Source organism: Niastella sp. sgz303648 (assembly GCF_059587045.1).
This window is the reverse complement of sequence record NZ_JCAPSW010000004.1, coordinates 569028-584393: the sequence shown is the minus strand read 5'-3', so window position 1 is coordinate 584393 and position 15366 is coordinate 569028. Positions and strand designations below refer to the sequence as shown.

Below are 15366 nucleotides of genomic sequence, written 5' to 3'. Positions count from 1 at the left end.
CGATTTTCAGGCTAAATCCTGTAAAATCATTTTGATATGATCGATGCCGTCCTCAATGTAGACTTCACTTTTCTGCTGAAAACCGAGTGATTCGTAAAATTTACGCAGGTATAATTGCGCCCCAATAGTAATCGTAGTTTTCCCCCACAGGTTGTATAATGTACGAATAGAGAATTGCATTAATGACCTACCTAATCCTGTGTTTCTTACGGTAGAAGAAATTACTACTCGTCCAATAGATGGTTCTGTATAGGCAACACCGGCGGGAACCAATCGTGTATAACCAACGAGTAAATTATTTTGCCACACCATTATATGATATGAAAATTGATCTTTATCATCTGCATCCAGAAAAACACAGTTTTGTTCAACCACAAATACTTCGCTGCGCAATTTTAGAATGGCATATAGTTCATGTGTAGTAAGTTGCGCGAATGACTTGTATGTAAAGGTAATGTTATCCATTTTTTTGTTTCAGGTTACAAGTTACAAGTTACAGGTTTCAAGGTACAGTAAAAGTCCCTGTAACCTGATCCCCTGTAACCTGTAACAGCATTTAGTATCCGTATTTTTCTTTCCACAGATTTTTTAAATACTTTCTTAGTTCTTCTTCGCGTGCGTTTTTGCCGGGGTTGTAAAATTTATTTCCTGCAAGCGGGGCAGGCAGGTACTCCTGGTTTGAAAAATTTCCTTCGTAATCATGTGAGTATTTATACCCTTTACCATAATCGAGCTTTTTCATCAGCTGTGTTGGTGCATTGCGAATGTGCAGGGGCACCGGCAGGTCGCCATGTTCACGAACAGCTGCGAGTGCCGCATCGATAGCAACATAAGAAGCGTTGCTTTTGGAAGATGTAGCAAGATAAATAGCGCACTGCGATAAAATAATGCGCGCTTCGGGATAACCTATTTTATCAACTGCTTCAAAAGTGGCATTGGCCAGCACCAGTGCTGTTGGATTGGCATTGCCTATATCTTCACTGGCCAGTATCAGCATGCGGCGTGCAATAAACTTTACATCTTCGCCGCCTTCGATCATACGGGCCAGCCAGTATACAGCGCCATTGGGATCGCTGCCACGCATACTTTTAATAAAGGCCGAAATAATATCATAGTGCTGCTCACCGCTTTTATCGTATAGGGCAATACGTTGCTGCGCAATTTCCATTACGGCATCATCTGTTATTATTACGTTATTGCCCAGGGCATCTGCCACCAGCTCAAGCAGGTTGAGCAGTTTGCGGGCATCGCCGCCTGATATGGTAATCAATGCGGCCGTTTCCTGCAGCTCAATATGTTTTTGCCGAAGCGTTTCGTCTTTTTCAATAGCCTGTTGCAGTAAATTGATCAAACTTTCTACCTGCAGGGGTTTTAACACATACACCTGGCACCTGCTTAGTAAGGCGCTGTTCACTTCAAAGGAAGGATTTTCGGTAGTAGCGCCGATCAGTGTAACAATTCCTTTTTCCACTGCACCAAGCAGGGCATCCTGTTGCCCTTTATTGAACCGGTGAATTTCATCGATGAATAAAATGGCACGTTCTTTTTCTTTGGCCTCTGCAATTACTTCGCGCACTTCTTTAACTCCCGAACTGATGGCGCTGAGCGTATAAAAAGGAACATTTAATGTGTGAGCTATAATGTTGGCGATGGTAGTTTTACCCGTGCCGGGTGGTCCCCATAAGATCATGGAAGGTACTTTGCCCTGTTCAATAGCAGTTCGTAAAATACTTCCCTTACCGGTAAGGTGCTCCTGGCCTACCAGTTCATCCAATGTATTCGGACGCAACCGTTCTGCAAGTGGTATTGATTGCATAACTGACAATAGAAAAAATGAAAAAAGCCGTGCCACGGTGGCGGTATTCCGGCATTTTTAAAATTAGTCTTTTTTATCAAACTGCTGATACCAGCTACTGATGGTGTTTTGATAAATAAGTCTTCGTAATCGAAACATACCTGCCAGAAAAATCAGATGAACAATGAAAATGACCCATGAAAACAAAAAGAGGGCAGCGAGCGTATACGAATAAAATCTGATGGTGTTGTTGATGCGAAATACATAAGGCACCAGCCACCATGTATTTACTATTTGGGCAAACAAATAAGCGATCAGCAAAAAGTTAATGAGGTACAGCACATTAAAAGAGCGCTTTTGTTTAACAGACAACGGTATGTCGGGATAATTATAATTCAGCATCGACAAACCGTGATATACAAAAAGAAAAACCAATCCATAGGCAAGGGTATCTATAATACTTATAAGTATCTGGCTTTTATAAAACAGCTCACTGAATGCCAGCATGCCTTTAAATGCCACCAGTATGAGCTGTATAATACAAATAGCCCTGAATATTTTCCATGATGTGGTTACCTTGCTCATAGGAGGTTTAAAATAAGTGAAGTCTCCCGACTTGTTGGGAGACTTCAAAATACAAGTAATATTATTTTATTGCAAATTCAGCTTTATCTGCAATTCATTTAACTGCTTTTGATCTACTGAACTGGGGGCATCGAGCATTACGTCGCGGCCGCTGTTGTTTTTGGGGAAGGCGATAAAGTCGCGAATGCTTTCGCTGCCGCCCAAAATAGCGCACAAACGGTCGAACCCATAGGCAATACCACCGTGCGGAGGGGCGCCATATTCAAAAGCGCCGAGCAGAAAACCAAATTTGTGCATGGCTTCTTCCTGGCTCATGCCCAGTGCCGCAAACATTTTTTCCTGCAGATCGCGCTGGAATATACGAATAGAACCACCGCCAATTTCATTACCGTTGAGCACCATGTCGTACGCATTGGCCTTGATGTTAGCGTAAGGATGTTTCAGGTATTCAGCCGCATTGTCGATAACCGGATTGTTTTTGATCATTATTTCAATATGATCGGGCTTGGGCGAGGTGAACGGATGGTGGCGGGCAACCCAGCGGTTATCTTCCTCGCTGTATTCGAACAAAGGAAAATCGAGCACCCACAATAATTTGAATTCCTCTTTTTTGCGCAATCCCAGGCGTTCGCCCATTTCGAGCCGCAGCTCGCTGATGGCTTTACGGGTTCTTTCTTCATGGCCTGCCAGAATAAACACCAGGTCGCCTGCTTTGGCGCCGGCAGCATCGGCAATGGCTTTCAGTTTATCTTCTGTAAAAAATTTATCTACGCTGCTTTTATAAGTACCGTCGGTATTGCATTTGATGAACACCAGCCCCTGCATACCGATCTGCGGACGTTTTACCCACTCAGTCAGTTCATCGGTTTGTTTGCGGGTATAGTCGGCACAGCCGGGTACTGCAATGGCCACTACGGTTTCGGCTTCTTTAAATACTTTAAAATCGCTACCGGCAATCAGTTCACCGTTTGCCTGTAATTTACCTTCTTTTGTAAAGGCCGATTTTATATTCAGCACCTGCATGCCAAAGCGAATGTCGGGTTTGTCGTTACCATAGTGCCACATGGCATCTTCCCAGCTCATCCGCTGCACTTTTTCGGTAATGTCGATGCCTTTCACCGCTTTGAAAATATGTTTGATCATGCCTTCGAACATGTTCAGAATATCTTCCTGCTCAACAAAGCTCATTTCGCAGTCGATCTGCGTAAACTCAGGCTGGCGGTCGGCCCGCAGGTCTTCATCGCGAAAACATTTCACCACCTGGTAATAGCGGTCGTACCCGCTCACCATTAGCAATTGTTTAAAAGTTTGCGGCGATTGCGGCAATGCATAAAACTGACCGGGATTCATGCGAGAAGGCACCACAAAATCGCGGGCCCCTTCGGGAGTTGATTTAATAAGGAAGGGGGTTTCAATATCCATGAAATTGTTTTCGTGCAGGTAGTTGCGGGCTGCACGGTTAACGGCATACCGTAATTCGAGGTTTTTCTTCACGGCATTCCGGCGCAGGTCGAGGTAGCGGAATTTCATTCGAAGATCATCGCCGCCATCGGTATCGTCCTGAACGGTAAAGGGAGGTGTAGCAGATTTATTGAGAATGGTAAATGAACTTACTTTGATTTCGATATCACCGGTTGGTATATTAGGGTTTTTATTGCTGCGTTCGGCAACCGTACCGATGGCCTGTATAACAAATTCGCGACCAAGGGGCTGCTGATCGAGCTGGCTGTTCAACTCTTCGCCCAATAATAATTGCGTAATGCCATAACGGTCTCTCAGGTCGATAAAAGTAATACTGCCAAACTTTCTGATGGTTTGCACCCAGCCGGCCAGCGTTACCTGCTGTGCTGCATGTGAAATTCGTAATTCGCCACAGGTATGAGTTCTGTACATTCCTATAATGATTTTAATATTCTGATAAGCAATGATAATCCGTGCTTCAGCACAAGATTGCCCTGCACTTTAGCGCGGGGTGCAAAGGTAATTTAAAACGGAATGCTTTCAACTTTGCACTTATTATCTATCTATTTCGATTTATTTGATTTTCAAAATTTGACCAATACTAAAAAGCCCTGCAAAAAAGGCTTATAAACAATAAATTATCAAATTTTTTAATAATGATCTTTCCTTTTTTAAGCGACCTCACAAAGTGGTAATTTTGTATTTTTCCTGCGATGCCACCCGATACCACCTTGCATATTCTTTTACCCAATGGGGATACCATATTAATGCAGCAGTCGGAAACAGATTCTATTATAAAGCTGTTGCCGGGGGCGGAGCATCAAAATGATATTAAGGACCCTGCGGCATCGAATGGGGATATTGTAGGTCCCGGGTTGTTTGTAGCCCTGATGTTTGTTTTAATCGTGGCATCCTTCACCTGCTGGCGTTTTATTCGCAAAAAATACCGGGCAAGACAGGCGAAAAAAATGTATGATGATAAACACAATACCTACGACACTATTTTACAACAATATATTCCTTACTACTGTAACCTCGATGCATCGCTGAAAGACCGTTTTTTGAAAAGGACGCTCATTTTTATGGCCTCTAAAAAATTTGAGTTTGTTGAAATGGAGGGCGAGGAGCGCATGCCGCTGCTGATCAGCGCTGCCGCCGTTCAGCTTACATTCGGTTTGCAGGAATACCTGATGGACCATTTCAGTACCATTTATGTGTTGAAAAACGATTACCACTACGGCTTGTTTAATATACCATTTCAGGGGCATGTGAACGACGACGGCATTTATCTTTCCTGGAATAACTTTTTACAGTCGTATGCCAATTATACCGATGGCGATAATGTAGGATTGCACGAAATGGCGCATGCCCTGGCCTATGTAAATTTTACGGCTAAAAACGGAGAAGATGAAGGGTTTAAACAGCGTTTCTGGCGGTTTTCAAGAGTAGGCAAAGCTGTTTTTAGAAGCATGCAGGCTGGTGAAACTACCTTTCTGGGAAGCTATGCGGCTACCAATTACGAGGAATTTTGGGCGGTTTGCGTTGAAAACTTTTTTGAGCGGCCGCAGTCGTTTAAAATTCAATTGCCCGAATTGTACGAGGCCATGTGCAATTTGTTAAATCAGGATATGTTAAAATCAGGGCTTTTGATGTCGCCGGTAGCGGAAGAATAGCTGCATGTTGCTAACGTAAGTATAAAATTACCCTCAGGCTCTTTATTTTTTAAAATTTTCTTTATATTTTGTAGCGGAATTTAAAACCTCCTGTTGTTCACCACCCTTTAATTTGCTTTCCCCTTCCAATTCCCTGGAAACCGTAGAATGATCCCAAACTCTATGTAAAGACCATCCAATGTTGATCTGATCCCCGTACAACATCATTTACGGACAAAAATGAGCCTTATGGAAATTTTGATCATTTTCATGGTGGTCTTTGGCATCATCATTTTACAGGGACCTGTTATCAGGTGGTACAATTATTTGTATGAAAAAAGGCAGTACAAGTTGTTTCTTGCCCAGGAAACCTTTTTTCACTCAATAGTTTCGCAAAATTTAAAGTACTACAACCGGTTAAACCTGCAGGAACAGCATAAGTTCCTTTTCAGAACATATCTTTTTAAGAAAGCCAAGAAGTTCCACTATATCGAAGTGCACGAGCAGGCCGAAATGCCGGTGCTCATCAGTGCTGTTGCCGTTCAGTTAACCTTTGGGCTGGAAAAATACCAGTTCAATTATTTCAAAGACATCTATGTACTGAAAGACGATTACCACTATGGTTTTTATTCGCGTCCTTTTCAGGGGCATGTTGATCACAGCGGCATTTATTTATCGTGGGATAATTTCATGAAGGGATTGAAAGGGCTTACCCCGAATTGCAATATGGGTTTGCACGAAATGGCACATGCATTGGCGTATGTAAACTTTATTACACAAACCGAAGAAGACAAGCATTTCAAAAAAGAATTCAAGAATTTTTCAAAAGTGGCCCGGCCAATTTTTGAAAGTATGCAAAACGGCGCCAAAAATTTACTGGGCGATTATGCGGGCACCAATTATCATGAATTTTGGGCAGTGAGTGTAGAAGTGTTTTTTGAAAGCCCGGTTCGCATGCGTCACGAGTTGCCTGAATTATATGCTGCCATGAGCCATTTGCTGCGTCAGGACCCGATTGAAATTTTAAGTGTGAATAAACTGGCTGCCTAAAGATCAATAATACTTTTTTAAACTTTATTGTTTACTGTAATGCCTCAAACCGGATTGTTTTTTTCGGTGCGAGGTTTTTTTTATTTGGGAGCTTTCTTACTTTTTATTGGCTCGAACCGATGTGTTATTTTCGGGGTGAGATTTTTTATGTTTGATTTCTTTCGAAAAAAAGCACCTTCAACTACATTACAGGAATATGCCGCCATCATCAGCCGGCGCTTTCGTTACTTTAATGAACTGACTTTACCGGAACAACAGGTGTTTCTGCAACGCGTATATGATTTTCGCAAAAGAAAAAAGTTTCACTACGTGGGTCTTGAAGCGCAAACCGAAGCCGAAGTATTGATCAGCGCCACAGCTATACAACTGACTTTTGGACTGAAGAAATATCACTTTTCATTTTTTAAGCATATTTATATTACTGCCGATGAATATACTTTTGGATTTAGTGTTACCCCATGGGCAGGCCATGTAAACCGGCAGGGCATTTATATTTCATGGAAACATTTTTTACAAGGTTATGCATCTTCCAATACCAGAAATAATGTAGGACTGCACGAAATGGCGCACGCATTTGAATATGAAATGGCCGTTGGCGACTATGCCGATAACCAGTCGCTGCAAACGCATTTTGACAAGGTAATGCGTAAGGTGGGGGGAATTTTATTTGACGCGGAATGGAATATTGGAACTTACTTCAGTAAACAGGGCTACAGTAATGTACATGAATGCTGGGCCGAAAGCGTAGAGCTTTTTTTTCAGGAACCGGATGAACTGCACAGGCGCTATCCTGAATTATATAACAGCATGAAGCAATTGCTTAAGCAGGACCCATTAAGTAAGAAGCGGTCGTAACCGGATGCTACACTTTTTCAGAAGCTTCCAGTTGCACCGGCACTAATTTCTCTTTTCGTTTTTCGCGGGGCAGAATGAACAGGTAGTAAGTGGCTATAAAAAACAAACCGATGCTAAAAGGAATAGCCGTGTACACACGCAGCTGCGTATCGTATCCAAAAAACTCAATGATCATCCAAAAACCATTGGCGCAGATCCAGAAAGCAATGGCCAGGTTATGAAATAACTCGGCTGCCAGCTTACGTGTTTGCCAGGTGATTACGATGGCCACCACCAGGGTAGGTACCAGCATGGCCATGCCCAAGGGCCTCCATAACATAGCCCAGCTAACATCTTTCATCAGCCAGAATAAAATGTGCAGGTTTTCGGTACGCCTGAAGCGCGCAGGAATGGAATACATTTTTGAGTTGGACATGATCCCCGTTTTAAGGCAGCAAATATACCAGTTTCCGGTTACCGGTTTCCAGATGCCGGTTACCAGTTACCTGTTGCCGGTTTCCAGATGCCGCGTTCCGGGAAGCCTGGTAACTGGTAACCGGGAACAAGTTACCTCGACAGCATTCGCTGAAATCGCCTTACATCTGCCTCAGGTTGCAATGGCTGCCCGTGCTGAATATGTTGAATCAGTTGGGGCGCAAACCAGGGGGCAAGTGAACAACCTTTGGTTCCCATACCGTTAAATATACCAATGGCCGGGTAGGCAGGATGAAACCCAACAAATGGTCTTCGCTCAATGGTGGCGGGCCGCACCGATGCCTTATGATCGAGCAATTTTATGGGGGCTTTTATCCATTGTTGCAGGGTGGCCATGGTTCTTTCGCGAAATGCATCGGTAGGCTGATCGCTGTTGAATTGCCATTCGTACGATGAGCCAACCCAAAAAATATTTTCACGCCAGGGAACCCAGTTAATACCTTTTTTAAAAATATGTTGTGTTGGCATGCCGGGCGCTTCTACCAGCAATGCCTCGCCTTTATTGGGTGCAAAGGGCAGTTTTGAAAACCAGGGGCTATTAAATGAGGCAATGCCATCGCAAAAAATAATGGCCTGTGCAGTGATGTCTTTATAATGGATCTTTTCTTTTTCGATCTGCAGTAAAGAATGATCGAAATTTTCTTCGAGCAAATGGTTTCCCGCTTTCAGGTAACGGCGATAAGCCGGTAGCAGCTCCGGTAAATTTACCAGATAGCAGGGTGTTATGGTACCGTAACCGAAATCGTAGTTGAAGTGATCTTTCCACCTATCGGCGTCGCCCTGCAGGGAAAGGTATTGAGTGTCTTCTTCATAGCGTTTGGCAAATGCATGTTTCATTTGTGGGGTAGGAAAAAAATCAACAATGTCTTTTTGTTCGATGGCTGTTATTTGCAGCAGATTACCCAGTTGGGTATACTGCTGAAGCGCAAAGGGCATTACCTCATCTATCATCCATGTTTTTACAATGCGCCGGCCGGTAACAGGATTGATAATACCGGCTGCAACTTTTGATGCCGTATCATCGCGCACCTCATCAATCAACAGAAAAGAATATCCTGCCTTTTGTAGCTCATGGCTTAAAAATGTTCCGCAAATGCCCTGGCCTATTAAAAGAAAGTCAACATGCATGGTGCAAAAGTAAGTCCGGAAGTCAGAAGTCGGAGGTCTGAAGTCGGAAATTCCGGAGGACTATAATTGCTAAATGGGGTTTAAAACAGGATTTTAAAAAAGAAAAGTCCGAAAGAAAATACCTTTCTTTCGGACTTCCGGATCTGCCGGCTGCGCGCGTAGCTTCAGCGAAGCAAGGCAGGCTGCCTTTCCGACTTCTGACGTCAGACTTCCGACTTCTTTACTCCACTTTCACTTTCACTCCTTCACTATGACTGGTAAATTCGGGGGCATACATACACTGAATGGTTGTTATGCCATTGCTGAATGTACCGGTATGGGTAACAAATAAAGGATATTCAAATACATAAGTGCCTTTGGGTAACCAGCCAAAGAAAAAGTTGGTGCTGGCATCTTTGGTACTTTCATAATAACCAAGGCCACCCTGCCATTTGTACTCGCTGATCACATTCACCGGTTCCATACAGGCGCCGCGCATATCTTTCATATGCACATACTCCATGTTGCGGTCAACTCGCAGTTCAATACGCACTTTTACTTTATCGCCTGGTTTTAGAGCATCGCCTTCATTAACGGGTTGTAACACCGGACCGCGATCGGTATTCTTTTCAACAAACAGTTTTTTGCTTAATTGTAAAGGTGTGGCGGCAGGTGTTATTTTATCGAGGTCTTCGAAATATTGCCAGTAAACGGCTCCCCAGCTTACTCCCGCACCATTTCCACCGGTGGGTGAAGATACGGTTACCTTCACATTGCCCATTTCGGGTTTTACCTGCTTGCCATCGATTACCTTTTTAAAGTAACCTGTTCCCGCTTCCTGTTGCTGGTCTTTACTGCGAATGGCCGTATTACCAAGGTCAATGGTTACTTCGGGTGTGCCTGTGAGCCAGTCTGTTCCCTGTAACAGCAAGGCGTAGCAGGCGTCGGCGGTGGCTTTGGTCGTTTTCCAGTTTTGTGTTTGCTTTTGTTTTAGCAACCATACTTTCATATCATTCACTGCTTTGGTATCCTGCGTAACTTCATTGAATGTTTCCATCAGCAGCGATTGTGTTTCAACAGGCGCCTGGTACCAGTAATAACCTCCGGTAACTTCTTTCCAGTACATGCCCATTTCGTCACTGTTCAATGCATTTTGTTTTAATGAAGCAACAATATTGCGGGCGGTTTGCACATCGCCGGTTCTAAAGAGCGACAATGCAATCATGCCCTGCAAATACCGGCTTTGATTAACCCAGTTTTTCTGTGATTGGGTACGATAATAATTGAATGCTTTGTATACATTGGCCGGAACGCCATTGTCGATAAAAAAGCTACGCATATACAGGTACTGAATATGCAAAGCGCTGATGCCATCATTCAACGGCTGCTGCTTATTATATTTCAGCATGTTTTCGTAATCTTCTTTAATCCGCGCATCAAGGTAGGGGATAGCCATTTTGATAATGGTATTTATGTTTTGATCATTGGCCGGCAGTGCATGCAGTTTTTTAAGATGCCCAATGCCGGTAAGAATGTATTGTGTCATATACCGGTCGTCCTGTCCGCCTTTAAACCATACAAAACCGCCATTGGTGCTTTGCAGCTCGCGCAGTTTATTGATATTGGCTTCAAGTTCTTTGCTCATGCGTACCAGATCGAACAATAACGCGATATTCTTTTTTTGCTCGCTTTCACTTTTTGCCTGCAATACCCATGGTGTTTCTTCGAGCAATACCGATTTCAGCTCCTGGTTCTTTTGCAAATTGCTCAGTAAGGCTGCGGTATCGGCTGTTTTCCATTTTTCAAATATTTGTTTGATTTTGGGCGATGCATTGGCTATGGTGCTGGCCAGTGTATTGGCATAATACCGGTTGAATATTTGCTCGGCACAATCATACGGATATTCCATTAAGTAAGGCAACGCCTGTACCGCATACCAGGCCGGGTTGGCAGTAAATTCTACCGTAACAGCATGGTGATTCAGGGTTTCGCTGTTGCCGCTTTTCAATAATTTTTCAAATACAAAGTTTTTGGTGCCATTGCCACGAACCGGTAAGGGCAGGCTTTCTGTTACCAGCATACGATTGCTTACTACAGGCAGCATAGCCTCTTCTCCGTCTGATGCACCTTCCTGACCGGCGGCTGCATTGGCTTTGGCAACCATCCGGTAGGTAACCGGTTTGTTATACTGATAAGGAATTTCAAGAGAAAAACTAACCGGTACGCTTTGTTTGGCGCCAACTGTAAAATACTGGTTGGGAAACATATTCCTGAACCATCCGTCGATCGGTTGGTTGTTGGTAGCATCGAATAATTGCAGCTGTACCTGCCCGGTAATTTCTTTATCGGTAAGGTTAACGATCTTACCGCTGAAATCGATGCGGTCGCCTTCGCGTAAAAAGCGGGGGGCATTGGGTTGAACCATCAGGTCTTTTTGTGTAACGATGGTTTTTTCATCATAACCAAACGCCAGCTCTTTGGTATGTGCCAGGCTCATCCATTTCCATTGGGTCACTGCTTCGGGCATTGTAAACGAAAATTCAATCACGCCATTGGCATCGGTATGTAAATCGGGGAAGAAGAAAGCGGTTTCGTTAAAGTTTTTGCGAATCTGAACAGCAGCATCCTGCGCTTTTGGTTGTTGCAGGGTATCCATTTTTTTTACTTTTTCTCCCTGAACATTCATGTCGCTTTGTTGCGTTTTAAAATTGTAAGATATACCTGCTGCGGCAGGTGCTGCGGCTTCGAGCGCTACATCTTTTGCTCTTCCATCATTTACGATTGATTTTTTCATCAGGCGGCCACCTCCTGCACGGGCAAGCATACTTCCATTTTCTAAACCAGGCACGCCCAACTGGTCATATGTTTTATCAAAGTAACTATACTTCTCGTCGTTATTATATTTTTCAATCGACTGAACGCTCATGAAGCCAGCAGCGCCGTCCCATTTATGCATCTGGCTGAAATAATCCCATAATGATGGTTTTTCCCACTTATGCGGTTTAAACTGGTCGAGCGACGCATCGTACATGGCTGTTAACATTTCGGCGGTTACTTTATCGCCTTTATAACCGCTGATCTTTACTTTCCATTTTTCTTCACTGCCGGGCAGGGTTTTATCGCGGAAGGTTTCGTAGGAAATATTAAGTTCTTTATTGTTATAAGGAACAACAAAGGTTTGATTGTCGGTATACTCCCGGTTATGTTTTACAAAAGCGATCTGTACGCCAAAACCGCCACGGTCTTTTTCGGTAACCGGCAGCTCAAACGAACGGCTGTTTTTAGATAAGGTCAGAAATGTTCTTTCATCCTTATTATCTTTCTTAGTTACCTCATGAATTACAAAAGCATCGGCTACCGTAGTGCTAACCTGGTATTTAACAGTTTCGCCGGGTTCGGCCACTGTTTTATTGCTTTCGATACCGCCCGAGGCCATTGGACTTGTTATAGACTGATCATATAACTGCACATATCTTATATCTTTTACTTCTTCACCATATTTGTCTTTGGTAACAGCTTCAATAACATAAAATCCGGCAGCGAATGATGAATGATCGATGGTGAATGAATCACTCTTTGATGTGGCGCCTGTTTTTTCCCAAACTTTTTGCTCTTTAGGCCAACGGGCGGGATTGTTTTCATCTTTATACACGTCATAAGGGAACAGGCTGTAATATTCCTGCTGCGATAGTACGAACGTGTCGGGTTGTGGCCAGTAGCGCTCGCGGAAAAGGCGGTCGGGCGTTTTTAATTTATAGATAGAAACCGTTGCGGTTGTTTGTTCGAATACATTGTTCAGGTTGGTGCTGCTTAGTTTGATATTTTTCAAACTATCGACATGCAATTTTTCAGGCACAGTAAGGGTAAGCTTTAACGCCTGGTAACCAACCGCCACCTGGGTGTTACCACTTCTTGTTTCGCCGGCTGCGTCGGTTACATCGGTGGTAATTTCATAATAAAAAATGGGTTGTTCCTGTTTCGGAATGGCTCTGTCGGGTAATGCTTTAAAGGTGATATGAAATTCGCCTTTGGTATCGGTGGTTGTTTGTCCATGCGCAATTTCAACCTGCTCACTGCCGTATGGCGGCCATATCATTTTATAAAATGAGCCGAACAACCACATGGGCATAATTACTTTTCTTACTACCCGGTATTTTACAACAGCGCCATCAATATTATTACCGGCATAAGCTTTGGCTGTACCTGTAACCTGTATATCATCGTTTATTTTGTAGGTGCCGGAAGGTTTACTGAGCTCAACCAAAAATTTTGGCCGTTTGTATTCTTCCACCGAAAAAGAAATATTGCTGTGCGTAGTATTATCCGTTAAACTAAACGCGCCGTTTAATAATCCGGTTGGCAATGTGAATTTGCCCGAATAAGCGCCAAATTCATTGGTGGTAACAGGAATGGTATCTACCTGTTGTCCATTGGCATCAGAAAGTATAACACTGGTAGCATAATTGGGAACAACCGAACTTTCGCTGGTTTTAGTATTTCTTTTTACGATTATTCCTTTGAAGTAAATGGTTTGTCCGGGCCGGTAAATCGAACGGTCGGTAAACAGGAAGGTACTTTTTAGTTCTTTTTCCTGTGCTTCTGTTTCAGAATCGTACCGGTAGTTATACTGGTAATCATCCAAAAACAAACGATCATTACCGGTGGTTATTTCGAGTTTATAGTTGTTTTGATCATTGGCTTTACCCGTAATTATTTTTGTATAACCGTTTGCGTCGGTAGTGCTGCTATTTCCTTTGCTTTCGGTATATTTTCTTACGTTATAATCATAGGAACGATACCATACCTGCACCTGGGCATTGGCAATAGGGGCGCCTGTTTCGCGATGCAGCACAAAGTAATCGGTGCCTTTGTTGATAAAAGCAATGTTCGAAACATAAAAAAATTGTACGGCCAGCTGATTATTCGATAAGCCGAAATTATTGTTTACGCTGGCAATCAGTGCATATTCACCAGCGGGCAATGCATCGGTTTTTATTTCGGTTGAGTGTTGCTGATAATCTTTGGTATCAGGTAATGTTTGGTCAAAGGTTTTAAGTACCGGTAATTTCAATAATTTTTTCCAGTACTCATCATCCCAGGTGTCGTTACCTATGACATCGTGGGTTTTGCGGTCCATTTTTATCAGGCGAAAATTCAGTTGTGTAAAATTGCGCCAGGTAATCAATGTGCGGAACGGCTGATCGGGTACATTTACTTTTTCAGTTTGCAGGTTCAGCTCTTTATCCAATATCTGTTGCAGAAGGCTTACACAATTTGCTTTTCCTTCGCTGTTTTCGGTTTGCGCCATTACTTTTTCGCATATCTCTTTTGCCTTTAAGTAATCGAACCGGTTCGAATCGCTTTTTAACGGATTATACTGTTGTGCTTTGTTGCTGTACCACAAAGCTGTTAAATACCATGCCTGTGCAGCGGCGGGTATCAGGCCATATTCATTGGTTATTTGGTCAAGCGCCTGTTTGTACAGATTGTCTTTGTTCTCCATTACCCCGTGATCGTTTACAAATGCAAGCCGTTCAATGTTGGCGTCTAACAGGGCATCGGGTTTGGCGTCATTGATATGAAACGATAAAATACGTTGAAACAATTGCAACGCTTTAAAGTATAGTGATAAGCTGTCGCGGGTAGTAAATGTATGTTTTGTAAAAGTTTTAACAGCTGCAAAAGCGGCTTCATCATCTATTTCAAATGCATATGCCGGTTTTGAAATAGTGCGTTCATCATTTTTAAAATAATCAATGGCACGATGAGCGAGCAGATCGAACAGGGTAGGGCGTAAATAACGGGCACTACCTTTTATAATAATGGGGTCAAAAACATCGAGCCGGGTTTGCTGTAATATTTTTTCATTACTAACCGAAGCAAGGTATAATTCACTGATCTTTTTATGAAAATCATCGGTGCTCCAGGTAGCTATATCATCTTTTTTAAAGTTAACAGTTTCGGTACGCCGGTATAATTGCCAGCGATGCTGCTGAAACCAGGTCCAGTAATTACCGGCGGTTATGCTTTGTAAAATGGAGCGAACAGGTTCTTTGGCCGTGGCTGTTTCTGCCTCCAGTTGCTGTATGTTCGTTTTTGTCGCATCTTCCTGTTTTATGTTTTGTAACTCCAGGCGATATAATAATGCTTTAATTACCTGCGCATCATTTCCTTCTTTTTTGGCAAGCGTAAAAATTTTATTTACTTCTGTAAGAGCCGATTCGGTAAGTCCCTTTTTTAGTATTAAGGTGTCAACCTGCTTCCACTCCGTGTCGTAAGTTTTCATTTTTTGCTGGGCGTTGGTGATTAATGTGAATAAGGTTGCACACACTACTGATAAAATTCTCTTAAATATCATTAGTCCAAATTTTATACAAGTTATCAAAT

The 15366-nt window shown here is 43.0% G+C and carries 10 protein-coding genes; 3 read left to right on the top strand and 7 right to left on the bottom strand.

The annotated features are described in order from the left end of the window. Positions 1-6: 6 nt before the first annotated feature. The 4 genes from AC59IL_RS15090 to aspS all read right to left on the bottom strand — a co-directional run bounded on the left by AC59IL_RS15090 (position 7) and on the right by aspS (position 4273). Positions 7-465: a GNAT family N-acetyltransferase gene (locus tag AC59IL_RS15090; RefSeq protein ID WP_496552983.1), complete on the bottom strand. Its 459-nt coding sequence runs from the start codon at positions 463-465 to the stop codon at positions 7-9. Positions 466-556: 91 nt separating this feature from the next. After that, positions 557-1816, bottom strand: a complete 1260-nt coding sequence (locus AC59IL_RS15085) for a replication-associated recombination protein A (protein ID WP_496552982.1) — start codon at positions 1814-1816, stop codon at positions 557-559. Between the two features lie 63 nt (positions 1817-1879). Further along, complete coding sequence (locus tag AC59IL_RS15080) at positions 1880-2380, bottom strand: hypothetical protein (protein ID WP_496552981.1); 501 nt, start codon at positions 2378-2380, stop codon at positions 1880-1882. Positions 2381-2446: 66 nt separating this feature from the next. Further along, complete coding sequence (gene aspS / locus AC59IL_RS15075; protein ID WP_496552980.1) at positions 2447-4273, bottom strand: aspartate--tRNA ligase; 1827 nt, start codon at positions 4271-4273, stop codon at positions 2447-2449. A 281-nt stretch (positions 4274-4554) separates the two neighbouring features. Here aspS and AC59IL_RS15070 point away from each other — a divergent pair, with 281 nt between their 5' ends. The 3 genes from AC59IL_RS15070 to AC59IL_RS15060 all read left to right on the top strand — a co-directional run bounded on the left by AC59IL_RS15070 (position 4555) and on the right by AC59IL_RS15060 (position 7398). Next, positions 4555-5514, top strand: coding sequence for a zinc-dependent peptidase (locus AC59IL_RS15070; RefSeq protein ID WP_496552979.1), 960 nt, complete (start codon positions 4555-4557; stop codon positions 5512-5514). A gap of 228 nt (positions 5515-5742) precedes the next feature. After that, complete coding sequence (locus tag AC59IL_RS15065; RefSeq protein ID WP_496552978.1) at positions 5743-6543, top strand: zinc-dependent peptidase; 801 nt, start codon at positions 5743-5745, stop codon at positions 6541-6543. Between the two features lie 147 nt (positions 6544-6690). Further along, complete coding sequence (locus tag AC59IL_RS15060) at positions 6691-7398, top strand: zinc-dependent peptidase (RefSeq protein ID WP_496552977.1); 708 nt, start codon at positions 6691-6693, stop codon at positions 7396-7398. 7 nt (positions 7399-7405) lie between these two features. On the opposite strand, the gene AC59IL_RS15055 is transcribed toward AC59IL_RS15060, so the two are convergent. From AC59IL_RS15055 to AC59IL_RS15045, 3 genes are all read right to left on the bottom strand, one after another. Then, positions 7406-7813: a hypothetical protein gene (locus AC59IL_RS15055; RefSeq protein ID WP_496552976.1), complete on the bottom strand. Its 408-nt coding sequence runs from the start codon at positions 7811-7813 to the stop codon at positions 7406-7408. A 131-nt stretch (positions 7814-7944) separates the two neighbouring features. Further along, positions 7945-9000, bottom strand: a complete 1056-nt coding sequence (locus AC59IL_RS15050) for an NAD(P)/FAD-dependent oxidoreductase (protein ID WP_496552975.1) — start codon at positions 8998-9000, stop codon at positions 7945-7947. A gap of 220 nt (positions 9001-9220) precedes the next feature. Next, on the bottom strand, positions 9221-15337 hold the full coding sequence (locus tag AC59IL_RS15045; protein WP_496552974.1) for an alpha-2-macroglobulin family protein: 6117 nt from the start codon (positions 15335-15337) through the stop codon (positions 9221-9223). Between the last annotated feature and the right edge of the window lie 29 nt (positions 15338-15366).

What these genes read in the sequence shown, in the direction of transcription:
- AC59IL_RS15090 (WP_496552983.1), bottom strand. Translation starts at nt 465, where the DNA reads ATGGATAACATTACCTTTACATACAAGTCATTCGCGCAACTTACTACA.
- AC59IL_RS15085 (WP_496552982.1), bottom strand. Translation starts at nt 1,816, where the DNA reads ATGCAATCAATACCACTTGCAGAACGGTTGCGTCCGAATACATTGGAT.
- AC59IL_RS15080 (WP_496552981.1), bottom strand. Translation starts at nt 2,380, where the DNA reads ATGAGCAAGGTAACCACATCATGGAAAATATTCAGGGCTATTTGTATT.
- aspS (WP_496552980.1), bottom strand. Translation starts at nt 4,273, where the DNA reads ATGTACAGAACTCATACCTGTGGCGAATTACGAATTTCACATGCAGCA.
- AC59IL_RS15070 (WP_496552979.1), top strand. Translation starts at nt 4,555, where the DNA reads ATGCCACCCGATACCACCTTGCATATTCTTTTACCCAATGGGGATACC.
- AC59IL_RS15065 (WP_496552978.1), top strand. Translation starts at nt 5,743, where the DNA reads ATGGAAATTTTGATCATTTTCATGGTGGTCTTTGGCATCATCATTTTA.
- AC59IL_RS15060 (WP_496552977.1), top strand. Translation starts at nt 6,691, where the DNA reads ATGTTTGATTTCTTTCGAAAAAAAGCACCTTCAACTACATTACAGGAA.
- AC59IL_RS15055 (WP_496552976.1), bottom strand. Translation starts at nt 7,813, where the DNA reads ATGTCCAACTCAAAAATGTATTCCATTCCTGCGCGCTTCAGGCGTACC.
- AC59IL_RS15050 (WP_496552975.1), bottom strand. Translation starts at nt 9,000, where the DNA reads ATGCATGTTGACTTTCTTTTAATAGGCCAGGGCATTTGCGGAACATTT.
- AC59IL_RS15045 (WP_496552974.1), bottom strand. Translation starts at nt 15,337, where the DNA reads ATGATATTTAAGAGAATTTTATCAGTAGTGTGTGCAACCTTATTCACA.